The sequence below is a fragment of the Aromatoleum sp. genome (assembly GCF_035254505.1).
In the GTDB taxonomy this organism is placed as follows: Bacteria; Pseudomonadota; Gammaproteobacteria; order Burkholderiales; family Rhodocyclaceae; genus Aromatoleum.
Genome location: NZ_DATFAO010000044.1, coordinates 49,883 through 74,628, shown reverse-complemented (window position 1 = coordinate 74,628; position 24,746 = coordinate 49,883). Strand labels below are relative to the sequence as shown.

Here is a 24,746-nt window from a genome sequence, read left to right as displayed (position 1 = left end):
ATCATTCGCTGTCGCCCTTCGCTCCGCCTAGATACTGGAAAAGAGTGATTCGTCCGTTGAAGGTGTCGGCTACAAAGACCCTGTCGAATGCGTCGACCCACGCTCCCGAGGGCAGGTAAAATTTGCCTGTCGTTTGGCCGACACCGCCGATCGGCATGAGGAACTCTCCCGCTTCGTTATACACGAGCAAGTTGTCGTAATAGGACTCGACAACATAGATGTTGTTCTCGCTGTCGACAGCAACACCCTTTGGCCTCACAAGGTTTCCATAGTAGAGGCCGCGCTTGCCAACGATTTGCGGCTCTCCGCCCCCGAGTGGAATGACCTGAACTCGACTGTTCATCGTGTCGGTCACGTAGAGTTTTCCGCGGGCGAGGGCGAGGTGGGTCGGAAAATTGAATTCGCCCGGCGCGTCACCGCGCTCGCCAATGATTCTTTCAAGACGGCCCTCCGGCGTGAAAACCTTTATGTCGTGAGCGTAGGTGTCCGAGACGTACAGAAGCCCGGTCGAGGAGTCGCGTGCAAGTCCGGTGGGACGCTGTAGCATCCCACCGCCAATGGATGCCAAGGGCGTTCCGTCCGCGCTGAGATGGGCGACAATGCGCAGCTCTGCATCGGCCACCCAGACACCGCCGCCTTCTGCAAGCGCAATCCCGATCGGGGCAATGAAACGGCGCAGGCCCACGGCAAAGCCCCACACTTTGAGCTCCCCAGCGGGCTTGTCGAAGACGTATACGGCAGCGCGACTCACGTCGGTGACGAAGATTCGTTCGTCCTTGTCGGACACGATTGCCTGGGGGCGTTGCAGAACGTCGGGATTTGCCTCGTCGAAGAGACCTACGACCCAGGCAAGGAACGATGCAATTCCTTTTGTATCGTTCTCCCGCACGAAATTCTCCTCGCCGGTCAATTGGCCGGCGAACTGGTAACGAGGCACGTCAGGTTCCGCTGGCCACATAATGCGCTTGCCTTCGGGCGCGTCGGCTAGTCCATAGTGCAGTCTCGCGGGCGTGCTTTGCGTTGCGCAGCCCGAGAGCAGAGCCACTGATAGCGGCAGGAGAAGCAGTGTGCGCACGATCGCAGCAAAGGCATGGGGTAGCAAATCGCTCACCGTGTAAGTTGACGAATGGTGAAGGTACCAATCCGGCCGCCGGGGCCGTCTGCGATGTAGGCAAGGTGAGTGTCGATCGCGATTGCCGTAATGTCGGTCAGACCGAGTTGGGCCGGTGTAAGCGTGGCAAGCATATTGCCGCCCGCAAAGACCTTCAATCGGTGATCGCCGTGATCGAGAACCCAGACGCGATCGTAAAGATCGATCGCCACGTCGATCGGATACGACAATTGTCTTTCGCCGAAGCGACCGATGATGCTTCCGTTCTGGTCGAATTCGATGATACACCGACAGCGCGGGTCGATTCCTGCAACGCGTTCGCGTCCGGCTGCCATCAGGGTCGCACTGGCATTCTCGTCAGCAAAACCGTCCCAGCGTCCGATGAGGGGCTCGCTCAGCCTGCCGGAGGGGTGGAAGGCGAAGACGGCCCCGCCGGTATCAGAAATCCAGACCCGGTTCATATTTGGCTCAATCACGATGTCTGCGGGCTGCAACACCTCGTACTTAGCGCTGAACACCGCGATACGCCGGCCGTCGCGTGCCATGTGTTCGACCTCGTGTCTTCCAGGAGTCAAGACATAGACGCTGCCGTCCGGCCCGGTCTTCACGCGTGTCCCGCTCAAAGACGACAATTCCCGCAAGCGGGTGGCAGAGCGGCTAACGGTGTCGATGCGAAGAAGCATGCGCTGACCGCCGTCGGCCACGTAGAGGTCCGGCCCGTTGGCAGCGATTGCCGACGGATATAGCAGTTTGATGAATCCGCCCGTAGGCTCGCGGGTGGGCATCGGGGAGGGGGGGGCGGAAAATCCGCCTGTGATCACCGTTTGCGGGGTGAGGAGCTCAACTGCTGCACCGGATGGCGCGCTCGGGTCGGATGATTGTGCAACGGCCTCCGACAGCGACCCCGATAAGAGAAATGCAACGCCTGCGAGCGCGCGACATACCTTACCAGCGACCCGGACCAAGGGTCTCATGTCCACCGAAAATCCCAGGAGGGAGGCCCGCCTTGCCCGAGTGGCACAAGTCGCAGTTCTCCACCGACCACGCAGTTTCCCCATCATGGCATGCACCGCAAAAGCGACCGTCGATGATGTCGTTCATCTTGATCTGGTTTGCACCGGCTCGCATCTTGAAGCCAAGTTCCACATGGCATACTTTGCACCTGAATCGGATGCGATGGAACCAATGTGGGAAGATCACCGGCCTCATACCTTCCTTCTCGGCCGATCGATTGATGACTACATCGGCATATTCTGCCACGGCTGACGTTGCAACGAACGTTAACAGAGCCCCCATCAGCAGCAAAACGGCACGCTTCTGGAGGAAGAAACGCGCCGTCGTCATTTTTTCTTGTCTCTTTGCGCTGGTCCCGAAGTGGGGGGCGTTGTCGGTGCCGAGGGCGGTGAAGTCGGCTCCGCAGCGCCAGCGGGCTTCGCGGCGGCGGCTTCACGCTCAAGTTCAGCCATCGCGTCCGACCGCTTGACGCTGTGACATCGACTGCATTCGGTCAGGGGGAAGGCAACGGCCCCATGGCAGACCCCACACTGCTCTCCCTGGAGAATCAGGAACATGCTGATCTCGGTGGCGCCGCGCTTCTTCTTGAACAGATGGTCGTGGCAATTAGTGCAATCGAGCCATGGTGTATGAGCGCTGTGTGGGAAGCGCACAACCGGCATCCCCCCGTTCAGGTTGAGCAACACGTCCTTGTCGTATGTTTCCCACTTGCGATCCGTCCGAAGAAAGCTGCGAGGATTGATCTGCCCCTCCTTCAACGCTTGGACCCAACGAACCTGATTTCCTGCGTTATCGGGCGCAAGTCCGGACAAAGCGTCGCGCGGCTGCTGCAGAATTCGTACGGCTGGACTTTTCGGGTCTCGAAGCCCGTCGTTAGCGATGGGCTGCCACTCCCGATCGTCCCCAGCTGCCACGTGATCTGTCGCGAACAGACCCAGGCACAGGAGGCCGAGCACCAAGCGCCATCTGCAAATTGCCGAGAGAAGATCCATCGCGACTGCGCGTCTCACAACCAAAATTGTTTGTGCCTTTAACCGATTTCCCGTCGGCCGCGGGAGCGTGCATCGTGGACTGAGCGACGAACAGGGTCAAGTGGACAATGGTTGCGTATCAGAATTCCCCGAAATCGCGGCTGACTCGGAAAAACAGCAACTGATTCCGTGCCCCTTCGATTTCTGCGATGCGATACTGAAGTTCCGTATCCAGACGACCAATCCGGTAATTCAGGTGTTGATCGAGATCGAGTGTGGCCCGGTCGCCTTCCCTAGGGGCGTCCGGGTTGCCGAACCGACGCGAATAGTCCTTCGCGGTGTTGGCGCGGAAATCAAGTCGGTAGCGCAAGGCGCGCACACCGAGAAAGCGGGCATGGTGATAACCGAGATTGCCTGAAATACTAGCGTTCTGATTGTGAGTGGAAGTGTTCAGCGCCCGCGGTCGACCGAATTCGTCTGTGATGATTATCGTTTCCGAATTGTCTGCCTGCTGCCGTGACAACTGCCAAGTCAGATTCGATTCCATCCCAGAATAAGCGTCGATACGCCACTGTCCGGTGAGCTGGACGTTCAACATTTGGAAGGTCGTGGCGTTATCTCCGAGGGTCCGAGTATCGGTGAGGCTGCCGCTGAGGTAACCGTTGAGGTTGTCTCCGGCGTTTGCCGAATAGCTGAGGCTTGCGGAATGCGTCAGAGATGTGGAGGCTGTCGTACCCAGACCCGTTGCCTGGCTCAAGGAGACGGCTTGGTTAATGCTCGCATTCAACGAACTATAGTCGCTGATCTGCCAGTTTCGCATCAATGAATGGTTGGCCGACTCCGAGACAGTGCGAGAATTTACCGTACCTGACGACGAATTCGACGCGGATAGCGAAGTGCTCCAGACATAGTCGTACTCGCCAAAGCGCAGGGGATCTCCGCTGTAGGTCATCCCCGCAGATTCGAATAAACTCGTGCCGCCCTGATTGGTTGCATTTGCACCGACCGACCCGAAGAGGTTCAAATTGCGGCTCGCTTGATAGTTCAGGCCGGCAGTGCCACTGAAGATGCGATTGTCAGAGGTACCGCCGCTGGTCGCCGCTTCAGTCTGAAAGTACCTTAAACTGGCCGTTCCCCGGAATTTGGAATCCATAGGAGTCCAGTTCGCGAGGCTGAATATTTGCATGCTTTTGGCATTTCCTGTTGCCGAATGGCCATTGATGCTCGTGTCGAAATTCTGCCCGACGTAGCTTCCCGTAGTGCTAAAAGACAGCTCCTCATCATATTGGTAGCTGTGTGACGCGCTGGTAAAGAAGTCCGACGTCGAGGCGTCGCTGGTGCGACTGCGCGAGAACGTAGCGTTCGCACTGATCGCGTGCTTGTCAAAGGACGAGGAGTAGTTGCCGAGAACCCGGTCGACGACGTCCGACCCGAAGTCGCCGGCGATTTCGCTCCGATCGTACCCCCCTGACGCGGACCAAGACCCGTTTGCAGGCCGATAGTTTTGGAGTAGGCCTAGACGACGGTATTGCGTATTGGAGTCTGCAAAGGATCCCTGGCTCCGGCTGTCCGACAGCGACAGAGTCGCTGTAAATGGAAAGCGGCTCTGCGGGAAGACATTCAGCGAGCCAGTCCCGTTGATCGAGGTTCCGGTGAGATTGTTCGACGCTGCGCCGCCGTCGCCACCGGTGTCCCTGGACCGGTTTGTCGTCAGCCCGAAATCTCCGGAGACCAACGCAATATAGGGCTGCCAGATGTACGAGTTAGCCCGCAATCTGGCTTCATAGACCTCGCTCACGGCGCCGCTTGATCCTTCTGATCGGGCTTGCCGCAGGCCGGCGGATATCGTACCGCCCCAGCGGATCGGCGCTACACCCCACCGTCGTTTGGGTGTCGTCGACTCCGGTTCGTTCGCCGTGGTGGAGCGTTGAGTGTCTCGCGACGGAGACATGGGAGTTGGCGTCAGGTCGGAATCCAAGTCGTCAGCAGGCAGGAATTCGTCATTACCGACGACCTTTGCGTTGCTGCCGTCACCCTCGACTGCTCCGGCCGCAATGCCCGACGTTGACGAAGCTGCTGCTACCTGCGGTGTTCCCTTGCCGCCTGTAATGGAGTCGGTGGTTGGGGCAGGCTTTATGGCGTCTGGGCCGGACTGACGGCGCACGGGGACGGGAGGCGTGTCACGTGTTTGACGAGGGGTTTCCGGTAGTGGCTGCGAAGGCGCTTCTGGGCCCGATCCTTTGCCGTTCGGCGCCGCAGAGACCTGAGGCAGTTGATTACGAGCACTGTCGCCCGAGGTGCCAAGAAGTGCAGACAATGCATTTGTCATTCGCAGCGCGGCCTGTGGCGGGACAGAAGCGAAGTGCTCGGCGCTCGACTCGAATGCTGGGGCCGGCGCCAGATTCTCGATTGCCAACGACAGACGCAGACGTGGCAAGGGCCCGTCGTCCGCTTGGGCTCCCAATGCAGGTAACGCCGTCCCGAGTAGTATGAATGCGAAAAGAGGCGGAAGGCGTCCCCCCGCGCACAGCGGAGCGGCTCCGAAGGCTACGAGCGGCGAGGAAGCGTTATTGTGCGCAGCGAGCGACATTCGACGCTGTCGGGTCACTTACCCGGCGAGCTGAGCTGGGCTAGAGCCGGATAGCGTTGGGTATTGATTTCGATTTTGGCCTTCTTGCGAAGCTGTTCGCGGAGTTTGCGCCAAGCCTCTTCGGCGAGATCGCGGGTAAGCAAGTCGGAGGCGCGCGCCTTCACGGTTGCGAATTCATGGTGCTTGGGTTCTTGCCGCGACTCGTAGCGGAACAAGGCGATGCCTTGAAGGATGCGGGTCGGCGGCGACATGTCCCCGGGCTTCATGCTGTCGATTTTGTCTTGGATCCCTTCCGGCAACATCCCGCGATGGAGGTAGCCCAAATCCCCCCCCATGGACGCGGACTCGTGGTTGGAACGTTTGCGTGCCAAGTCGGCAAAATCGGCGCCTCCTTCCAGGATCTGAATCCGCAGCGAACCCACCTCTGCTTCGGCCGCTTGCCACGCCGAGGACGGCGACGAAGGATCGACCGTCACAAGAATCATCGACAACCGCAGTTTTTCGGGTTCGGTGAACTTCTCGGGGTGCTTCTTGTAATACCCGACGACCTTCTCTTCCGACGGAGGAGGAATGTTTCGGGTTTTCGCCTCCAAGGCAGCGAGAGCGTCGTCATCTTCGAGCCGCTCACGCAAAGGGGGGAGTATCTTTTCGCGCTCTTGTTGCCAGCGTGGATTTGCCGCGTAGCGCTTTTCATAAGCAGCGATCTTGTCGTCGATGACTTGAGCATTAGGCTTGACGCCCCTTCGCTTGATCTCCTCCAGCAGAAGCATCCGATCGATCATGCCTTCCGCCACGTCCCGTACCAGTTGATCGACAGCGTCTTCCGGTGGCTTGGCATGATAGAACTTCTGGCGCGCAGCCTCGTTGATCGCCGTGTCAAACTCGCCTGCGCTGATGATCTTCCCATTCACGATCGCCGCAAAAGGAGGGGACGCGTGCAAATTTGCTCCCGAAGCGGCTGCAGCCGGTGACGGCGCAGCACTGCTAGACCGTGCTTCGTCGCTGGCGTGGGCGCCGAGAGTAAGAAACGTGCAGGTGAGGGTGCAAGTGAGCGAGCGAAGGAAAATCTTCATGGAAATCCCGGTTCCTTTTCGGGTGGATATCCGATCCTGACAGGATGGAGTCGAAGCACGTCAATTATTTGCGGTTGTGGCAAATGAAACAACAAAAAGGGTCAGGCGAATGGTTCGCCTGACCCTTCTTTGGCCGATTGGGGCGGAGCCGACCTAGATCCGGCACCGTCCCGCGGCCATTGTTTAATTACTTGGTGTGGCAGGCCAGGCAGATCGCGCTGCCATTGGTCGTGACGCGCATGAAGTTCACGTCCGGACCGGTCACGCTCTTGTCGACGTGCGGATCATGACACGAAGCACATTCGACGGAGGGCGTGGCCGCCGCGCCCGAGAAGTCACGGGTGTAGAGAATGATGTCGTTCTTGCTGCGGACGCCCGAGCCGGTGGTATCGACCCAGAACACCTGCTTGCCGTTGACGTTCTTGGTCTGAACCTTGGTGCGCTGGAAGTCGCCGTCGTTACACGTACCGCTAACGGTCGAGGACGAGCCGGTCAGGCCGCCACCACAGTATTGAATACCGATCGGGTGGTCGTTGGTCAGGTCCGCGCCGAGGTTCGCGACGCCGGTGATCTTGCTTGCACCGGTGGTCCAGTTGTAACTACGGTCAGAGCCGCCGAGCTTGTAGCCGCCGGAACCCGGAGCGTTGACCAGGTTGTCCATCGCCTGCGTACCGTCGTGACAGGACAGGCATGCCGCGGAGACAGAACCGACCGACAGAACCGAGCCGTCAATCGTCGACGAGTTCTGCGTCGAATAAGTCGTGTACGAGGTGGAAGGCAGGCCCTTGTTCCACAACGGAGCCGAAACCGAGGTGTTCGACGCGTGCGGCGTATGGCAGAACACGCAGATCTGGCCGGTGGTGCTCTGCTTGTTCGGGCCGGTGCCGGACGTGGTCAGGTTGTGCGGCGTGTTTTCGATACCCGCCGAAGCAGCGCCGGCGACGAGCGCGAGCGACGCCAGAGCAAGCGAGTGTTTCAGGATTTTTTTCATGGTAACCCCCGATGGATGGTTAATTGAAAGTCTAACCACGCTATGGGCCGGCTTGACCGCCGCCAACCGTGGCAAAAATTTCAGTTAAAGCTTGTGTTGCACCGAGTTAAAAGCAGTTTTCGGTCCACTTGCGGGGGGTGCGCGGCCAACATGTGAGGGCGATGAAAAAAATGTTAAAAAACAGGTGGTTATTGCGCTGCTTGGCGGGGTGGCGAGGTGTCGACGCGGGTTCTCATGCAGCTCGGTCAGTCGATTGTTTCTGCATATTCTTGAAGACGGGAATCGTGCATTTCCGGTAATGGGATCACTTGGTGGTCGTCCTGCCGGGGCGATAGACGAGGTAACCCTGGTCTGCGGGCAGATGATAGGGGCGGAAGATGTCGATTTTGGCGAACCACTGATCGACGAAGTACACGCGCCCGTCGTCGTCGATCGCGATTCCTGACGGGAGGATGTATTCGCCCGGGCCGCCACGTTCCGAGCGACTGCCGACGAACATCAGCAGCTCGCCGTCAGGATTGAAGACCTGGAAATTTCCAAACGCGGCATCGGCTACGTAGACGTTGCCGTCGGGATCGGTTGCGATCTCCTTCGGGCGGGCGAAGTTGCCCAGTTGGCGCCCGACGGAGCCAAAGCTATCACGATAGGTTCCATCCGCATTGAAGATCTGGACGCGGAAGTTTCCGCCGTCCACAACGTATAGCCGGCCCTCCTTTCCGATGGCCATGTCGCGAGGAAGATTGAATTCTCCGGGGCCGGATCCGCGCTTGCCGATGTCCATTACGTGACGTCCGGTGGCGGTTTCAAAAACCCGGATGCGATGGTTTTCAGACTTGACACCGCCGATGTCGACGACGTAGATCCGACGGCCGCCTGGATCTACTGTTACGCTGGATATTCGATCGAAAAGCTCATTACCTCCGATTTTGCGAAGGAACTTCCCGTCGCGGTCGTAGATGAAGATCATCTTCTGAGTGGAGTCGGCAACGTATACCCGGCCCGCCCGGTCGACGTCCAGGCCGAGGGGCTTGGCGAGCATTCCTGGCTCGGAGTCGCCGATCGTGAAGTATTTGCCGGAGGGGACGTCGAACACCTTGATCGCCCGGTCGGCGCTGTCCGAAACGTAGATTCGGCCCTTGTGGACGGCAACGGCGTACGGTTTCGTCAGGAAGTAGCCGCCCTTTTGTCCGCCGGTGACCAGTCGGCGGAGAGTGTCATCGCTGGTGTCGTGTTCGATATCTGACGAGTTCGTGATTGTTCGCTCGAAGATGAAGCGCGGTTCGTCAGGTGGCGCGGGGTACAGCAGTGGCCCCATTGGTTTCGGGTTGTTGATTGGGGCGTCCGAGAGTTCTGCGCAACCGCTCAGGAGCGAGAGTCCGCAGGCGAGCGCCAATCCGAGTAGTTTGGATCGGCAAGAGCCAAATTGTTGGCGTGGGGAGGCGGTAGAAATTTGCGGTTTCATCACGAGTGGTGGCAAAGGGCTAGCAGGTGGTCGGTTGGATTTTCCTGCGTGGCTACTTGATGTGGCACGTCAGGCACAATTCGGAGGCGTTGGCTTCGGTCCGCAGGAAGAGAGGGCGGACGGTATGCGGGTCGTGACAACTTGCGCATTCAACGAACGGAATCTCCGTCTGGTCTTCCTCATCGACACGGACAAACAGCGGGATATCGAGCCGACCGCGCTGTGCCGAGGGCATGCTCTTCGAAACCCACCACACGGGGCGATTGTCGACGACGCCACGCGAAGCTTTGCGAAAGCCGTCGTCAAATTTTACGAACTGTCCCGGATTGATCAGTTTTCCGGCGCGTTTCAGTGTTTCTCGGATCTGTTTGCGTTGCTCAGCCGAAAGGGCGCCGCGGTAGGGAATGGCAAAGGGATGATCCTGGCTGCCGCCGGCAATTCCGAAGGCTTGCGACGAATCGTGGCACGAGAGGCACGCGATCGATTGTGAACCGACGGCTTGGTTGCCTTCGTTGCCCATACGGCCGATATCATCAAACATGAGAAAGGTGCCGTTTGGCGGCGTCGTACTTTGCCACTTTGGTTGCGCGGCCTCGCCGGAATTGTCCATTGGCGTGTGGCAGAACACGCAAATTTGTCGGGGGTCGGTGTTGTCGCCGCCTTCTGTCCGAGCTAGATTGTGTTTGGTATTGCGCATGTCGATGCGCTGAGCATTCGCAGGGCCGGGGACGAGCAGAAACCATCCCGCGAGCAGCGTGCAGACTGTAAGCAGGAGAGTCTTGCGGGTTACGGATGGCACGTGGTGGTTGAAGGTATCTTCAGTTCTCGGAGTTTCCAATGGATGGAATGAGTTTCCCGACTTCGGGAATCGGCTGCGGGGCGCGTTCAATCGACGATACGTCTTCTATTTGACCTGTGCAACCATGTATTCCACCGCATCACGTATCTGATCGTCCGTCAGTCCTGCGTTTCCTCCCTTCGGCGGCATGCCCCCCTTCCCACGCAGTGCCGATTGCAGCAGCGCATCGACGCCGCCCTGAATTCGCGGAGACCATGCAGTCTTGTCGCCGAGAACGGGGGCGCCGGCCACACCGGTATCATGACAGGCGCGACAAATTTGAGTATAAACCAGCCTGCCATCGCCAGCCGTCGCGTCGGCTATCGTCCAGAGAAGCAGGATGGTGATCAATATGGCAGCGAGCTTCATCATGCTTCCATCGGGGGATTCGCTGGCGGGAAACGGTTTGACAATGGTTGTTGTCAAAGAGCTCAAGCAACCGGCATGCCATGCGCGCCGGAGAGCTTTGACGGAGCCGGTTCGGTTCTTGCATCAAGTGCGCAGTTTTTCGACCTAGAGGTAACTTGTGAATCAGGACAAGCAATTCATGCAGGTCGTGCGTCTGTGTGCGATCGGTTTGGGCGTCGCGTCGAGCGTTGCGGCGTACGGGGAAACGATCAAGGCGGACGTGCTGTATCACGAATACTGTTCGGTTTGCCATGGCGACCGGGGCGACGGCAATTCGCGCGCGATGAAGAGCCTGAATCCGCCGCCTAGAGATCTCAGCAAGGCGGGGTCGTCGTTGCCGCGCGATTACATTCTGCAGGTGATTTCGAACGGCAAGCCGGGCACCGCCATGGTTGGATTCAAGACGCGTTTGAACGCGGAGCAACTGGGCGCGCTGGCCGACTATGTGCATAACGACATCGTGCATCGTGGGGCCGATATTGCGGCCGGCACGGTATCGGCGCCTTCGGGATCGTCCGGCACGCTGGGCGGCGCCCACAAACTGTCTTCTGCTGAAGTCGGTAGCTCGGCGCCGGTACCTCCGATTGCCGCGCCCTTGCCCGCGGACAAGCCCGTGAGCCCGGATGAGCGCGCCGACATGAAGGCTCCGTTTCCGTCCGGATTGAAGGGCGAGGCGGCAAAGGGCAAGGAGTTCTACACCAAGAACTGCGCTGAGTGCCATGGTGTGAATGGCGACGGCCAAGGGCCGCGCGCCTATTTCATTCGTCCGGTGCCGCGCAATTTCCTGCAGGAGCGCTCGCGTCTCACGCTGAACCGTCCTGCGATCTATGCTGCGGTGTTCTTCGGGCGGACTGGTACCGAGATGCCGGCCTGGAGCAAGGTGCTGAGCGAGCAGGAGATCGCGAACGTGTCCGAATACGTGTTCGAAACCTTCATCCGCTCGGGTGAGAAGGCTGCGAAGGCGAAATGATGCGTCGTGCCTGGATGGGCGGGCTGGTCGCAGCGTTGGCTGCGGTCCAGCTTGCGGCTCCGGCATTCGCCGCCGAAGCCCGCAAGGACGAAGCCCGGCTTGAGGCCGGGCGGAAGATCTACAATTTCCGTTGCTACTTCTGTCATGGCTATTCAGGGGATGCGAAGACCCTGGCGGCCACCTATCTGCAACCGCGGCCGCGGGATTTCACCGAGGATGATGAACGCTCGATCAGTCGCGAGCAAATGCTCGCGGCAGTGCGCGACGGCAAGCCAGGTACGGCGATGAAGGGCTTTCGGGGCATCATCTCCGACGCCGACGTCGAGAAGGTGGTCGACTTCGTGCGAGACGAATTCATCCGCCGGAAGGCTCCGAATACGCGGTATCACACGCCGGAGAACGGCTGGACGAATCACGAGCGCAACAAGCTGGCGTTTCCATTCGCAACCGGACAGATTCCGCTGGATCGGCCGTGGGATCAACTGAGTGCCGCGGAGCAGCAGGGCAAGCGGCTGTTTCTTTCGACCTGCGTGACCTGTCATGATCACGCCCGCACCGAGGATCCCGGGCCGGCGTGGGGAGGGCGGCCGCTTTCCTATCCGCGCAATCACTTCGATCCGGGCGACGACACGAAGCCGGCGCCGGCAACGAAGCTTGATGCGATCGCGAGCGCAAGTCCCTACAAGTTGCACGACGTGGTGCCACAGGTGGCTGGTCTTACTGCGAAGGAGAAGCGTGGTGAAACGCTATACCAGTCGAATTGTGCCTTCTGTCACGCTGCAACGGGAACCGGGCGAAACTGGATCGGCAGTTTCATGGAGCCCCATCCGCGCGATTTGACCGATCCCAAGTTCATGAAGAACATGACGCGCCAGCGCTTGGCGCACACGATCCGGGAGGGGCTCGCAAATACGTCGATGCCGGCATGGAAATCGGTGCTCAAGGACGACGAGATCGAGGCGATCATCGCCTATATCTCCCGGGTGTTTCATCCGGTGAGGTCCTGACTCTGCTCAGGTGATGGTTCCATCCAACAGGTCGCGGCGCAATCGTCATCGAGTCTCCTCAGTCTGTGTTTGAGTGGCCTTCAGTTGATCGAGGAGCTGGCGTGCGCGCTCGTGATTGGGGGCCAACGACAAGGTGCGAGTCGCCGCTTGAATGGCGAGGTCGATCTGGCCCAGTTGTTTGAGCGTTTCGGATCGGCCGTAGTGGGCTCGTGCGTCGAGCGGCTCGAGTTCGATGGCAAGCTCGAAGTCAGCTAGTGCTTTCGTGAAATTGCCGTTTCGGAGGTAGGCGAAGCCGCGGTTGATAAACGCCAGGGGGCGCGCCGGATCGGACCGCACTTCCTGAGTGAAGGCGTCGATCGCATCGGTGTACTGACCAGTGCGCGCTTTGATCATCCCCTGAAGGTCGAAGAAGTCGGCATTGGCGATGACCGGGTCGCGTGAAAGGGCTTCGTCCAATGCACGCTGCGCTGCCTGCGGGCGGTTCGTGTCGAGTAGAACACCGGCAAGCTCGTAAAGTGGCAGCGGCGAATTCGTATCGAGCGCATTGGCACGAAGTAGCCATTGCTCGGCGGCTTGGGCATTGCCTATCGCATTGTAGAGGGCGCCGAGAGCATACGGACCTCGGAAATCATTGGGTTCGAGAGCGATAACACGTTGGTAATCGGTTTCCGCTTCGGCCATGCGGCCCATCTTACGGAAGCTTGACCCACGATTGAGATAGGCAATGGCTCGTCGTGGGTCGAGTTCGAGCGCCTTGGTATAGGCCCGTATTGCGTCCTCGCTGCGGTTTTCAGTCTCGTAGGCGGTAGCGAGATTGGTCCAAGTACGTGGCGAGTTCGGTGCAACTTCGGTCGCATGTTCATAGAGCGTCGCGGGTGTGCGCCAAACCGGAAGGCGAACCACGGTGCCGACAAGGAGTGCAATTGTTACCGCGGCAGTCGCTGAAGCGAGAGGAATGCGTCGCATCGGTGCAACGGCGACGGCTTGCAGTCCAAGGGCTAACAGCCCGGCGAGGCCGACCGAGGGCAGGTACATGCGGTGTTCGAAGACCATTTCCAGGCTGATGATGCTGCTTTCGATCACTAGTGTGAGGGGAATCCAAAGCATCAGGAAGCCCGCTCGGAGGTGTCGTGTCCGGAGTGCCAGCCAAACGCCCCCGCCTATCCACGCTAGGACGCCGATGATGGCCGGCGCCGTGGTCCAGGGGCTGAACAAGCCGGTCGATAGCGGGAAATCGTGTTCGATCGAGAAGCGAGCCGGCAGTGGCCACAGAATCTGTCCGAGATGGAATGCGATTACTCGGGGCTGAGTCAGCAGCCGCTCGACGAGGGTGAAATCACGGGATGCGTAGCCGGGTGAGACGTAGTGCCACAGCGGGCCGTGAACGATGGCAAGGTCCACGACGGCATAGATCACGAAGAATGCAGGCAAAGACAGGAGGAGTTTGTCGAGGCCAGATCGGAGCTGTTCGCCCGGCGCGCGACAGACGGTGTATTCGGCGAGCAGATATAGCGCGGGCAGGACGAAGGCATTTTCCTTCGAAAGGCAGGCAGCAAGGCCTGTGATTGCGGCAACGACGTACCACGTGCGCTTGCTGCAGGGAGAGCGTGCGCGGATGAAGGCTGTGACGGAAAGCAGCATGAACAGGGCAGCGAGAGACGCCATGCGCTGGACGATGTAGGTGACGGCCTGGATCTGTATCGGATGGACGGCCCAGATCGCGGTCGCTGCTGCCGCGGCTAACCATTCGCGGCGATTTGCGGGCCGGCCGGGGGCGAGGACGTGCAGCAACAGCGCGAGGACGGCGAGCGTGGTTGCCGCATGAATGACGATATTGGTGATCTGGAACGGGGCCGCGCTGCCTCCTCCTCGCCACCAGTCGACCGCGAACGTGAGATTCGGAAGCGGGCGCTGCGGCAGGAGTCCGTCGGTCCATGCGCGTCGCAAGGATTCGAGGCTCAGCTCGGTCATGTGAACCGGGCCGTGCGAGACGATGTTGCTGGCGTCGTCGAGATGGAAGCCGTTGTACCGTGCGCCGTGGTAGGCGACCAGGACCAGCGCGATCAGTGCGAGCGCGAGTGTGCTTCGAAACGACCAGGTGGCACTTTCGTGCCTAGTCGGGGTAGGGGGAGAGGCGATGTCGGGCATCGGCAAGGCGAGGAAGTGGACGGGGACTATCGATAGCAGTCGTTGCGTACGCCGAGGAAACAGGCTCGATGACGAACACTTCGGGCATCTTCCTCGCGTCCGGTCGACTGATAGATTTCAAAGAGGTAGTGGAAGGCCGCAGCTTCTTTTTCCGATAGCGTGATTGCGGTTTCGAGGTCGCTTTGTGCGGCGCGTGTATCGCCGTGCATCCAACGTGCGACGCCGCGGTTTGTCCATGGGGCGGCGTATTTCGCATCCAGCTCGGTCGCCCGAGTAAAGGCCTGGATGGCCTGTACATAGTGCTCCGGGCTGAGCGGTTCGTTGCGCCGCTGATTCAGGAGCGAGATGCCCAAGTGATTCCAAGCCCGTGCAGAGTGAGGCGCCACCGCCACCGCCTGCTGGTAGAGCGTGGTTTCCGTGCGCCATTGTGGAATTCGCTGGTGCGTGGACCAGAGCGAGAAGATACTTACGACGACCAAGATGGACCAGGCGACGGTGGCCGTCGAGCGCGGCGGAAGTGGAAGACGGGACAGGCCCAAGGCGATCAGGCCAGCAAAGCCGACCGAGGGCAGGTACATGCGATGCTCGAACACCATTTCCAAGGGAACGAAGGAACTTTCGATCGCGAGCGTGATGGGGAGCCAAAGCATCCAGAAAGCGGCAATGCGCTGACCGCGTCGGGCCGCGAGCCACAAAGCGAACGCTGTCCAGCTGGCGATAAGGGCGGCTGGAAGCCAGAAGTGGAGGGATGCCGCAGAGTGGACGATGTCGATGTCGTGTTCGAGCGAGAAGCGTCCGGGAAGGGGCCAGAGGATCTGGGAGACATGGAAGAGGACGACCTTCGGCTGGGTCAGCAGGCGCTCGGAGAGTGTGAAGGAGCGTCCTTCGTAGCCGTGCAGTCCCCATCGGCTGATCGGGCCGTGAGCGGCAACGTCGGCGAGAAGCGTCACGCAGGCAATTACGGGTAGCGCGAGGAGTATTCGGTCGACGTGGCCGCGGATGAGCGGGCGATCATTGCGTATCACCAGATACTCGGCCATCAGCCACAGTAGCGGTGTGATCCAGGCATTTTCCTTGGACAGCGCGGCGAGGGCGAAGCTGATGAAGCAGGTCGCGAACCAGAGGGCAGCGCCACGCGGCGACCTGCGCGCCTGCAGGTAGGCGAGGACGCTCAGCATGGAGAACAGGGCGGCCAGTTCGGCCATCCGCTGCACGACGTAGCTGACGGCCTGGACGTGGATGGGTTGTACCGCCCACCACAGCGCTGCGCCTGTGGCTGAGAGTATGACGACGCGCCGATCCTTGGCTGACGAGGTCGCAATGGTGCGGCTCAGGAGTGCGAAGACTGTCCAGGCCGTGATGATGTGGAGCAGGAGATTGACGGAGAGGAAGGAGACGGGCGAGCCGTTGCCCCGCCACCAGTCGATCGCGAAGCTGATCGATGCGACCGGGCGATGGGCGAGGTAGGCGTTACGAGCGGCGTCCAGCAAGGCGGCGAAGCTGAATTCCTGCATCCGGATGGACGCGTTGTCGAGGATGTTCGGCCAGTCGTCGAAATGGAAACCGTTCTGGCTGATGCCGAGATAGGCGAGCACGATTGCGACAGTAAGCAGTGCGACCGCTCCGCTCCACAACGCCGTTGTCTGGAGTCTGTCACTATCGAAGTTGGCGAAGGGAGGGGTGGCCGACGGCGCGGGGGTTCCTGTCATCTTGGACTGGACGATGGCTGGTTGTTGGCTCGGCAATCGGCTTCGACGCCCAGCCGACACGCCTGACTGCGTGCGTGGGCCGCATCCTGAAGACGACGCTGTGCCGCGTAGAGTTGGCCAAGGTAGTGCAGCGCGAGAGGTTCGTGGGGCGAGAGCGAGGTGGCGCGCTCGAAATCCGATTGGGCCTGCGGGCGGTTTCCGAGAAATAGGTGAGCGGTGCCGCGATTGGTCCACGCTGCGGCGTACGTGGGATCGACGGCGATTGCGCGGTCGAAGTCGCGCAGGGCGTGCTCGGGATTGTTGGCCCGGAGGTCGAGCAGGCCGCGATTGTTGTAGCCGAGCACTTGGCGCGGGAAGAGTTCGATCACCTGGTCGTAGATTTCGCGCGCGCGGTCGGGTTGCCCCATCGCTTCGAGAATCACGGCGCGATTGACGAAGGGGTATCCGTCGCCCCAACGGGGTTCGATCTCGATTGCACGATTGATGGCTCGCAGTGCCTGTTCGGGCTGACGATCCTCAAGATAGCTCAGGGCGAGCTGATTCCAGGCGCCGACCGACTTCGGGGCCGACCGGACGGCTTGTTCGTAGAGCGAAATATCGTTGCGCCATTGCGGGAGGCGCTGACTAGTAGACCAGCCCGAGAAGAGCGTGGCGGCACCGACCGCGATCCAAAGCATGTCAGCGATGGGACGGGGCAGCGCACGGGTGCGGGCCAGGCCGAAACCGACCAGACCAGCGACGCCGACCGTCGGCAGATACATCCGGTGCTCGAAGATGAGCTGCAGGGGGACGAAGCTGCTTTCCATGAAGAGGGTGACCGGAACCCAGAGCATGAAGAAGCCGACTGCGCGGCTGCCCGATCTCCACGCAAACCGCGTCCCGACGGCGCACCATGCGAGAATCAACGACATCGGCAGCCAGAATTCCTGCGACGCCGGGCTTTGGACGAGGGCGACATCATGTTCCAGAGAGAAACGGTCGGGCAGCGGCCACAGGATTTGCGAGGCGTGGAAGAGGAGCACCTTGGGCTGGGTGAGAAGGCGTTCGGTCAGCGTGAAGTCGCGGTCGACATATCCGCGCAGGGCCCAATGACTGAGCGGACCGTCGACCACGAAGTCGAGAACCGCTGCTGCGATGGCGAGAAGGGGAGTGGCGAGCAGGAGGCGTTCAAAGGGCGAGCGTGTGAGCGGCCTATCGTTGCGCACGATCAGAAACTCGGCCATCAAGACGAGGGCCGGAGTGACCCAGGCGTTTTCCTTCGACAGTGCGCCGAGCGCAAAGGAAAGTGCCGAGGCCAGCATCCATGCAGCGCTATGCGGGCCGTCCTGACGGGCTTTCAGGTAGGCCCAGACACAGAGAACCGAAAAGAGCGCGGCCAGTTCGGTCATGCGCTGGACCGCATAGCTGACGGCCTGGACGTGGATCGGTTGGGATGCCCACCATAGTGCCGCAATGCCCGCAGCGACAATCGCCGCATGGCTCGCCGGTTGTTTGGCCGTGGCGCGGAAGACCGCGAGCAGCAACGCCATCGTCGCCCAAGCCATGAGAATGTGGAGGGCGAGATTGGTGACGAGAAAAGCGGCGGGACTGCCCTCGCCGCGCCACCAGTCGATCGCAAACGTCAGTGACGCGACAGGTCGGCGTGCGAGGTTGGCGTTGCCGGCGGCGTGCAGCAAACCCTCAAGGCTGAAGTGCTCCATCTGTACGGGTGCATGATTCAGGATGTTCGGCCAGTCGTCGTAGTGGAAGCCGTTGGATTCAATTCCGCGATAGGCAAGCAGCACCAGCGCCGCTAGCACGGCGCCGACGAGAATCCGGGTCAGGCGGGTATCGATGTAAGAATGTCGGGTGATCACAAGACTAGGAGGAGCCTGCTCGAGGGAGCGGAACAAGTGCGTCGATGGTGGCAATTGGCAAGCAAGGCGCGTTCCAACGACGCGAGCGGCATCTTGGTCTGGCGATGCGCCGAGGCGGCCGTGTCGGCGGCGCGCAAGCAGTATATGATTACATGTTTCGATGACGAAGAGATGCCAGAGCTTCTCTTTGGTCGACAGACGGTTCTGATTCACCAGCCCGAAGCCCGATGAAAAGAAACATAAGTGTCGTCCTGCCCGCCAAGAACGAGGCGCTCGTAATAGGTCGGGTGCTTGCGGAGATTCGGGTGAACTTGCCCGACGCCGAGATCGTGGTGGTCAACGACGGCTCGACCGACGATACCGCCGAGGAGGCGCGGCGGGCGGGGGCGGTCGTCATCGATCATCCATATAGCATGGGCAACGGGGCGGCGATCAAGAGCGGCGCGCGCGCGGCAACTGGAGACGTTCTGGTGTTCATGGACGCCGACGGGCAGCACGATTCGGCCGATATCCGGCGGCTGTTGGAACGCCTGAATGAGGGCTTCGACATGGTCGTGGGGGCCCGCGACGGCAGCTCGCAGGCGAGCGTGGGGCGCGGCCTTGCCAACCGGTTCTACAATCGTCTGGCGAGCTACATGACCGGGCACCGGATCGATGATCTGACATCCGGCTTGCGCGCGGCGCGCGCCGAGCGGTTCCGGGAATTCCTGTACCTGTTGCCGAACGGCTTTTCCTATCCGACGACGAGCACGATGGCGTTCTTCCGTGCGGGCTATCCGGTCGCCTACGTGCCGATCTGGGCCGGCAAGCGCGTCGGCAAGAGCCACGTGCGGATTCTCAAGGATGGGACGCGCTTTCTGCTGATCATTTTCAAGATCGGCACCTTGTATTCGCCGCTCAAGCTCTTCGCGCCGGTGGTTGCGGTGCAGGTCTTGCTTGGCTTGGCCTATTACGCCTATACGTTCATTGAGCACGGTCGCCTGTCGCTGGCGACGATCTTCATGCTGACCTCGGCCGTGACGACCTTCTTGATCGGCTTGGTGTCGGAGCAGATCACGCAGTTGATGTATCGAAGTACCGGCGAGGAAAAGGCTTCCCGATGAGCAAGCCGCTGTACGTCACGCGTCCCTTTCTGCCGCCGCTGGAGGAGTTGCAGCCCTATCTCGAGGAGATCTGGGCCAATCGGCAACTGACGAACGGCGGTCCGTTTCACCAGCAACTCGAGGCGGCGCTGTGCAAGTACCTCGGTGTCGAGCATATTTCGCTCTTCGCCAACGGGACGCTCGCACTGGTGACGGCCTTGCAGGCGCTGCGCGTGACGGGGGAAGTCATTACGACACCCTACAGCTTCGTCGCGACGGCGCATTCCCTGTTGTGGAACGGGATCAAGCCGGTGTTCGTAGATATCGATCCGGAGTCCTTGAATCTCGATCCTGAGAAAATCGAGGCAGCGATTACACCCCAGACGACGGCGATTCTGCCCGTTCATGTCTATGGTCGTCCATGCGCGACTGAGCGTATCCAGAAGATCGCGGATACCTACGGCTTGAAGGTCATCTACGATGCGGCGCACGCGTTCGCAGTCGAGGATCGGGATGGAAGCATTCTTCGACATGGTGACCTGTCGATCCTCAGCTTTCACGCCACCAAGGTGTTCACGACCTTCGAGGGCGGAGCGATCGTCAGTCCCGATGCGAAAACTAAGAAGCGGATCGACTACCTGAAGAATTTCGGCTTTGCGGACGAGGTCACGATTGTCGCGCCGGGCATCAACGGCAAGATGAACGAGTTGCAGGCCGCGATCGGACTTGCTCAACTCAAGCATATCGATGCGGCCTTGAGCGAACGGGCGGCCATCGACAGGCGTTATCGCGAGTTGCTTGCCGATATTCCCGGCATCCGCTGCCTTCCGGCGCCGGATTCTGCGCGACACAATCATTCCTACTTCCCGATCATGGTTGAGCCGGCGTTTGTGCTGAGCCGGGATCAGCTCTACGACCGGCTGCGAGAGCACGATGTGTATGCGCGCCGCTATTTCTATCCGCTGATCAGCGAGTTTCCGATGTACCGGGCCCTGCCGAGCGCGGCGCACTCGAGTGTTCCGGTCGCCGCCTTAACGTCCAGCAGGGTGATCTGCCTGCCCATCTTTCCGCAACTGGCCACCGGCGAACTCGAATTGATCGCGTCCGTGATTCGCGAGGCGGGGAAGTAACGTGTCGCGACCGCTGGTCATCTACGGAGCAGGAGGGTTCGGGCGTGAGGTCCTGCAGGTCGTGCGCGACATCAATGATGCACGGCCCAGAACGTGGGATCCGATCGGCTTCGCCGTGGATCAGGCCTTCGCGTCGACGTCCCTGGTCCAAGGACTGCCGGTTGTCGGTAGCGTCGACTGGCTCGCGCAGCATCCAGAAGTCGAGGTTGTCATCGCCATCGGCTCGCCAGCGGCGCGTCGTCACATCGTACGGCGCGTCGTACAAGAGGCCGGCAATCGCTTTGCGACGCTGCTCCATCCGCATGCTTGGCTGGGGCAGGACGTACGGGTCGGCGAGGGCTCGGTGATCTGCGCGGGCGCGTTGGTGACGACGGACATTTCGATCGGGAGCCACGTCCACGTGAATATCGGGGCGACGATAGGGCACGACGCGGTGCTCAAGGATTTCGTGACGCTGAACCCTTCGGTCAATGTTTCCGGCAATGTGCAGTTGGCCGAGGGGGTCGAGGTGGGAACCGGCAGCGTGCTGTTGCCGAAGGTGTCCGTCGGTGAGTGGGCGATTGTCGGGGCGGGCGCGGTCGTGACGAAGGAGGTGCCTGCCGATGCTACCGTCGTGGGAGCTCCGGCTAAGGTGATCAAGACGCGGAGTCACGGATGGCAGGGGCAGTAAGCGCGCGATCGGGATTCCCCGACGACGCGTCATACGTTTCCACCGCCGCCGTGGGATTTGCCGTTCCCCTCAATCACAAGCACCGAAAATGCGGCAAGCGCTGATCGTCGCCTATGCGGCGCAAGCGTATATTGCGCTGATCGGGTTTCTTCTGCTGCCGGTCTATATGGATCACCTAGGGCCTGAAGCATTCGGATTGGTGGGCTTCTCGATGGCCCTTCAGGCGTGGTTGCAGTTGCTCGATCTCGGCATGTCTTCCGCGCTGTCCCGCGAGTTGTCGCTCTTTCGAGCCGGTCAATACGACGCCGTGCTGGCTCGCGCCAAGATCAGGGCGCTCGAATGGATTTTCGGTACCCTTTCGGTGATGGCCGCTGGGGCATTGCTTATCGGACGCGGCGCGATTGCGTCGACCTGGTTTTCAATCGAGCGGCTTACGGTCGACGAAGTTTCTTCGTGTGTGGCCCTTATGGCGGTGACTGCAGCACTCCGGCTATTCGGCGGATTGTATCGGGCAGCGTTAACCGGGATGGAGCGGCAGCTCCGGCTGAATGCCGTGCTCTCCCTTTTTGCGACAGCGAAGGCTCTTGGCGTTATCCCGGTGCTTGCCTATGTGTCTTCGTCCCCGCAAATGTTCTTCGCATATCAGGCTCTTGTCGGTGCGCTTGAATTGGTAGCGCTCGGCCGTGCCTTCTATCGCGTCATGCCGCCCGCCCCTGCGAGCCCACTCCCCCACCTGGCAGCATGCCGCTCCATGCTTCCGACCGCTGGTGCGGTTGCTGCTGTCTCATTTCTGTCGCTCGTCATCACGCAGCTGGACAAGGTATTGCTGCCGCGTTTTATTCCGCTTTCCGATTTCGGACGTTTCACGCTCGTTACGGCGATGGCCGGCGGCATCCTCATCATTGCCGGACCGATGGGGCAGATTCTGCAACCGCGCATGACCATCCTGTCGGCCGGTCAGCGGGATGCGGAGCTTAGACGCTTGTATTCCACGGCGTCGCGACTGGCGTCGGCGCTGTTCTTTTCGGTCGGCGGTGGACTCGCGGTTTTTGCCGAGCCGATCATGTGGGTCTGGACGGGTGACCGAATACTGGCCGAAGGCATTGCGCCGACGTTGACGTTCTATTCCCTTGCGAACGCGATTGTCGGGGTCTTGACCATGCCGTACCTGCTGCAATTCGCACACGGTAATCTGGGCCTACATGTTGCTGGAAGCCTGATCATGACGATCTTCGTCGTTCCTGCAATGTATCTTGCGGCGGCAAGCCATGGCGCGCTTGGCACGGCGATCGTTGCGTTTTCGGCAAATGCGCTGTATCTGGTGCTGTGGATTCCATTGGTTCATCACCGACTGCTCCCGGAGATGGTCTTTCGATGGCCATTGGCGCAGGTCGCGCCGCCGGCTGCCGTCGCGATGGCGGTGCTCCTCATTGCGAGTGTGCTCGGGCCCGTCGGTGCGGGCCGGCTCGTCAGTGCGGCCTGGTGTGGGGCCGCCATGCTAGCCGCCTTTCTGGCCGCCGTCTCGATAGCTGCTAGGTCGGAACCGTCGCCAGGGTGGTGGGTCCTGCGGCGTGACTGATTTGGCCAAGCGGCAACAGGGCGTTCTATCGGCGCGCGTGAGCCTGACTGCAATTCATATGCGATTCTTGACGAAATTCTGGCGATTGCTGCGGTATGTGTTCCTGTGGAATCTCGTCCGCGTTCGGGCGATTCGCGAAATCCAGCGACCGTGGGTGGCGAAGCTCAAGCGCGACGGCCATTGCAACGTGGTCATATTTCTTGGTCCGGGCATGGACGTAATTACCGGCGGGGTCATGTCCATCGTGGATTTGGCGGGGGCCTCGAGGAGATGCCTCGCTGGGGCGGATGCATTTGTCTGCGTTTGCGGCGTACCGTGGCACCCGCCGTTGGCACGATACTCCAAATTCGGCAATGACGAAGTCGTGCACGACATCCTGAAAATCATTCGCGCCTCGTCTGCCGACGCAACGCTTCTGATACATGTTCCAGAGATCTATGTTCGCCTTTTTTCGTACTGGCTCGCTCTCCATCCGGATCTCTGGCACGACAGATCATTGCATGTAAACGTGCTGTTGCAGAACATCGATCTCATCCCGAACAGGAGCGACGTTGCAAGACTCAAGAAGTATGCATCGGTGAGTTGCACGGCAGCGCACACCGCCTATGCAAACGCCGATACCGGCTCACTTATTGATTGTGAGGTCAGTCATCTGTCCGTCGGTGTGTGTGCTGAGAAGTATCAGTCAAGGAAACGGGATGCAAAGGAGCGGCTGATCCTTTATTCCCCTGATGAAAGCGAAAACAAGGAGTTCGTGCTGAGGACGCTCAAGGAGGCTCTTCCTGATTATCGGTTCGTCGAAGTGAGGAATATGCGTTATGAGGAGTACCTGGAAGGGGCCTCGCGCGCTTTTGTGTCGCTTACTTTCGGTGAAGGCCTGGATTCCTATTTTGTCGAGCCGATCTTCCTTGGCGGGATAGGGTGCGCAGTCTTCAACGAGCGGTTCTTCACGCCGAATTACAAGGGGCTCCCATTCGTCTATACGTCGTGGCAGGAGTTGATGGAAAAGTTCGTGGATGACATTCGCGCTATCGAGAAGGAACATCGATACCGGGCCGTCCATGACCGGCAATTCGATCGGGTCGACGGCGACTATTCGGCAGATATTTACTTGGGGCGGATTCGCGACTTTTACGCTGCGCATCTGCCGCGCCGTTGTCCGGACAGCGCCCGTTCGCGAGAGCCGGCGGCGGGGGGCGGATGAAAATACTCGCGATCGTCGTTACCTACTTTCCCCAGAGCACGACGCTCTCAGCCCTGCTCGGCAGCCTTGTGCGTCAAGTGGACGAGGTCCTCATAGTCGACAACACGCCGGCAGCGGAGGAGGGCGCCTGGCGGGCAATTGTGTTGGAAGGACGCATGCCCGATCGCGTGCGGATCGTACGTCTCGGCAAGAACAAGGGTATTGGGTATGCGATAAATGTCGGCATTGACGTTGCGATTGCCGAGGGGTGTTCCCACATACTCCTGAGCGACCAGGATAGCCTGCCGGAATCGGGGATGGTCGATGGATTGCGCCGCGCCGCGGACGAGGCGGGAAATGACGGAAAAATGGTGGCGGCAGTCGGGCCGGTGTATTGCGACGAGATTGCGGCAACGGAATTCCCGTTCCAGGTGCAGAAAAGGGGGCGATTCGGCTATGTTTTGCAGCATGCGACCGCAGCCTGTCCGGTGCTGAAGGTGCAGACGTTGATCACCTCGGGCTGTCTGATCGACCTTGCGGCAATCGAACGCGCCGGTCCGATGCGAGAGGACTTCTTTATCGATTTTGTCGACATGGAATGGTGCCATCGGGCGCGTGCCGAGGGCATGGTGTTGATTGGAACCGCCTATGCGAGACTGCAACATCACATGGGCGACCAACGCTTGCGCGTCTGGTGTCTGGGATGGCGCAATTGGAACGGATACGGCCCCGACCGGCTGTACTACCGTTCCAGGAATTTCATGCGTCTGCTGGTTTTGCCCTACGTAGCATGGCAATGGAAGCTGCGTGCATGCCGTTATTGGGGAGCCACAGTTTATGCGCACCTCATTTTTGCGAAGCGCCGCCGAGGGAATTTCAGAGCACTTCTATCCGGCTCGTGGGACGGTCTGCGGGGGCGAATGGGGCCGCGCGCCTGAAGTATTTGCCGTGCGC

21 protein-coding genes are annotated in these 24,746 nt (G+C 60.2%); 8 read left to right on the top strand and 13 right to left on the bottom strand.

Going from position 1 to position 24,746, the window contains the following annotated elements:
• Position 1 precedes the first annotated feature (1 nt).
• The 10 genes from VJ673_RS07220 to VJ673_RS07175 all read right to left on the bottom strand — a co-directional run bounded on the left by VJ673_RS07220 (position 2) and on the right by VJ673_RS07175 (position 10,422).
• Positions 2-937 (bottom strand): 6-bladed beta-propeller, encoded by a 936-nt coding sequence (locus tag VJ673_RS07220; RefSeq protein ID WP_324125383.1) that lies wholly within the window; start codon positions 935-937, stop codon positions 2-4.
• Positions 938-1,107: 170 nt separating this feature from the next.
• Entirely contained in the window at positions 1,108-1,794 is a 687-nt protein-coding gene (locus tag VJ673_RS07215) for an NHL repeat-containing protein (protein ID WP_324125382.1), read from the bottom strand.
• A gap of 262 nt (positions 1,795-2,056) precedes the next feature.
• Entirely contained in the window at positions 2,057-2,455 is a 399-nt protein-coding gene (locus tag VJ673_RS07210; RefSeq protein ID WP_324125381.1) for a c(7)-type cytochrome triheme domain-containing protein, read from the bottom strand.
• On the bottom strand, positions 2,452-3,117 hold the full coding sequence (locus VJ673_RS07205; protein WP_324125379.1) for a c(7)-type cytochrome triheme domain-containing protein: 666 nt from the start codon (positions 3,115-3,117) through the stop codon (positions 2,452-2,454). Before VJ673_RS07205 ends, VJ673_RS07210 begins: the two co-directional genes overlap by 4 nt.
• Before the next feature lie 118 nt (positions 3,118-3,235).
• Positions 3,236-5,533 (bottom strand): TonB-dependent receptor, encoded by a 2,298-nt coding sequence (locus VJ673_RS07200; RefSeq protein WP_324125378.1) that lies wholly within the window; start codon positions 5,531-5,533, stop codon positions 3,236-3,238.
• Between the two features lie 167 nt (positions 5,534-5,700).
• Positions 5,701-6,759 carry a peptidylprolyl isomerase gene (locus VJ673_RS07195; protein ID WP_324125377.1) on the bottom strand — a complete coding sequence of 353 codons (1,059 nt, stop codon included), beginning with the start codon at positions 6,757-6,759 and terminating at the stop codon, positions 5,701-5,703.
• Positions 6,760-6,946: 187 nt separating this feature from the next.
• Positions 6,947-7,750, bottom strand: a complete 804-nt coding sequence (locus tag VJ673_RS07190; protein ID WP_324125376.1) for a cytochrome c3 family protein — start codon at positions 7,748-7,750, stop codon at positions 6,947-6,949.
• A gap of 304 nt (positions 7,751-8,054) precedes the next feature.
• Positions 8,055-9,065: a 6-bladed beta-propeller gene (locus VJ673_RS07185; protein ID WP_324125375.1), complete on the bottom strand. Its 1,011-nt coding sequence runs from the start codon at positions 9,063-9,065 to the stop codon at positions 8,055-8,057.
• Between the two features lie 199 nt (positions 9,066-9,264).
• A complete protein-coding gene (locus VJ673_RS07180; protein WP_324125374.1) occupies positions 9,265-10,050 on the bottom strand; it encodes a cytochrome c3 family protein in 786 nt (261 codons plus the stop codon).
• 66 nt (positions 10,051-10,116) lie between these two features.
• On the bottom strand, positions 10,117-10,422 hold the full coding sequence (locus VJ673_RS07175) for a c-type cytochrome (RefSeq protein WP_324125373.1): 306 nt from the start codon (positions 10,420-10,422) through the stop codon (positions 10,117-10,119).
• A 175-nt stretch (positions 10,423-10,597) separates the two neighbouring features.
• On the opposite strand from VJ673_RS07175, the gene VJ673_RS07170 reads away from it, so the two are divergent.
• Positions 10,598-11,428: a c-type cytochrome gene (locus VJ673_RS07170; protein WP_324125372.1), complete on the top strand. Its 831-nt coding sequence runs from the start codon at positions 10,598-10,600 to the stop codon at positions 11,426-11,428.
• 14 nt (positions 11,429-11,442) lie between these two features.
• Entirely contained in the window at positions 11,443-12,435 is a 993-nt protein-coding gene (locus VJ673_RS07165) for a c-type cytochrome (RefSeq protein WP_324125371.1), read from the top strand.
• A gap of 45 nt (positions 12,436-12,480) precedes the next feature.
• Here the strand turns inward: VJ673_RS07165 and VJ673_RS07160 are convergent, their stop codons facing one another.
• From VJ673_RS07160 to VJ673_RS07150, 3 genes are read right to left on the bottom strand one after another with little or no spacing between them, the layout of a single operon-like run.
• Positions 12,481-14,583 (bottom strand): tetratricopeptide repeat protein, encoded by a 2,103-nt coding sequence (locus VJ673_RS07160; protein WP_324125370.1) that lies wholly within the window; start codon positions 14,581-14,583, stop codon positions 12,481-12,483.
• A 26-nt stretch (positions 14,584-14,609) separates the two neighbouring features.
• Positions 14,610-16,328 carry a tetratricopeptide repeat protein gene (locus VJ673_RS07155; protein ID WP_324125369.1) on the bottom strand — a complete coding sequence of 573 codons (1,719 nt, stop codon included), beginning with the start codon at positions 16,326-16,328 and terminating at the stop codon, positions 14,610-14,612.
• Positions 16,289-18,148 (bottom strand): tetratricopeptide repeat protein, encoded by a 1,860-nt coding sequence (locus tag VJ673_RS07150; protein WP_324125368.1) that lies wholly within the window; start codon positions 18,146-18,148, stop codon positions 16,289-16,291. Before VJ673_RS07150 ends, VJ673_RS07155 begins: the two co-directional genes overlap by 40 nt.
• A 227-nt stretch (positions 18,149-18,375) precedes the next feature.
• Between VJ673_RS07150 and VJ673_RS07145 the strand changes: the two genes are divergently transcribed.
• The 6 genes from VJ673_RS07145 to VJ673_RS07120 all read left to right on the top strand — a co-directional run bounded on the left by VJ673_RS07145 (position 18,376) and on the right by VJ673_RS07120 (position 24,730).
• Positions 18,376-19,251, top strand: coding sequence for a glycosyltransferase family 2 protein (locus tag VJ673_RS07145; protein ID WP_324125367.1), 876 nt, complete (start codon positions 18,376-18,378; stop codon positions 19,249-19,251).
• The gene (locus VJ673_RS07140; protein ID WP_324125366.1) at positions 19,248-20,360 is read left to right on the top strand and encodes a DegT/DnrJ/EryC1/StrS family aminotransferase; all 1,113 of its coding nucleotides are present in this window, start codon (positions 19,248-19,250) and stop codon (positions 20,358-20,360) included. Before VJ673_RS07145 ends, VJ673_RS07140 begins: the two co-directional genes overlap by 4 nt.
• 1 nt (position 20,361) lies before the next feature.
• Entirely contained in the window at positions 20,362-21,030 is a 669-nt protein-coding gene (locus tag VJ673_RS07135) for an acetyltransferase (protein ID WP_324125365.1), read from the top strand.
• Between the two features lie 88 nt (positions 21,031-21,118).
• Positions 21,119-22,609: a lipopolysaccharide biosynthesis protein gene (locus VJ673_RS07130; RefSeq protein ID WP_324125364.1), complete on the top strand. Its 1,491-nt coding sequence runs from the start codon at positions 21,119-21,121 to the stop codon at positions 22,607-22,609.
• Positions 22,602-23,813: a hypothetical protein gene (locus VJ673_RS07125; RefSeq protein WP_324125363.1), complete on the top strand. Its 1,212-nt coding sequence runs from the start codon at positions 22,602-22,604 to the stop codon at positions 23,811-23,813. The genes VJ673_RS07130 and VJ673_RS07125 overlap by 8 nt, the downstream gene beginning before the upstream one ends.
• A complete protein-coding gene (locus VJ673_RS07120; RefSeq protein ID WP_324125362.1) occupies positions 23,810-24,730 on the top strand; it encodes a glycosyltransferase family 2 protein in 921 nt (306 codons plus the stop codon). The genes VJ673_RS07125 and VJ673_RS07120 overlap by 4 nt, the downstream gene beginning before the upstream one ends.
• Positions 24,731-24,746: the final 16 nt, after the last annotated feature.

Bases quoted from the DNA above. Each gene is read 5' to 3' on its own strand.
- VJ673_RS07160 (WP_324125370.1), bottom strand. From the start codon at position 14,583: ATGCCCGACATCGCCTCTCCCCCTACCCCGACTAGGCACGAAAGTGCC.
- VJ673_RS07205 (WP_324125379.1), bottom strand. From the start codon at position 3,117: ATGGATCTTCTCTCGGCAATTTGCAGATGGCGCTTGGTGCTCGGCCTC.
- VJ673_RS07175 (WP_324125373.1), bottom strand. From the start codon at position 10,422: ATGATGAAGCTCGCTGCCATATTGATCACCATCCTGCTTCTCTGGACG.
- VJ673_RS07130 (WP_324125364.1), top strand. From the start codon at position 21,119: ATGCGGCAAGCGCTGATCGTCGCCTATGCGGCGCAAGCGTATATTGCG.
- VJ673_RS07210 (WP_324125381.1), bottom strand. From the start codon at position 2,455: ATGACGACGGCGCGTTTCTTCCTCCAGAAGCGTGCCGTTTTGCTGCTG.
- VJ673_RS07195 (WP_324125377.1), bottom strand. From the start codon at position 6,759: ATGAAGATTTTCCTTCGCTCGCTCACTTGCACCCTCACCTGCACGTTT.
- VJ673_RS07170 (WP_324125372.1), top strand. From the start codon at position 10,598: ATGCAGGTCGTGCGTCTGTGTGCGATCGGTTTGGGCGTCGCGTCGAGC.
- VJ673_RS07145 (WP_324125367.1), top strand. From the start codon at position 18,376: ATGAAAAGAAACATAAGTGTCGTCCTGCCCGCCAAGAACGAGGCGCTC.
- VJ673_RS07140 (WP_324125366.1), top strand. From the start codon at position 19,248: ATGAGCAAGCCGCTGTACGTCACGCGTCCCTTTCTGCCGCCGCTGGAG.
- VJ673_RS07190 (WP_324125376.1), bottom strand. From the start codon at position 7,750: ATGAAAAAAATCCTGAAACACTCGCTTGCTCTGGCGTCGCTCGCGCTC.
- VJ673_RS07120 (WP_324125362.1), top strand. From the start codon at position 23,810: ATGAAAATACTCGCGATCGTCGTTACCTACTTTCCCCAGAGCACGACG.
- VJ673_RS07215 (WP_324125382.1), bottom strand. From the start codon at position 1,794: ATGCTTCTTCGCATCGACACCGTTAGCCGCTCTGCCACCCGCTTGCGG.
- VJ673_RS07165 (WP_324125371.1), top strand. From the start codon at position 11,443: ATGGGCGGGCTGGTCGCAGCGTTGGCTGCGGTCCAGCTTGCGGCTCCG.
- VJ673_RS07185 (WP_324125375.1), bottom strand. From the start codon at position 9,065: ATGGGGCCACTGCTGTACCCCGCGCCACCTGACGAACCGCGCTTCATC.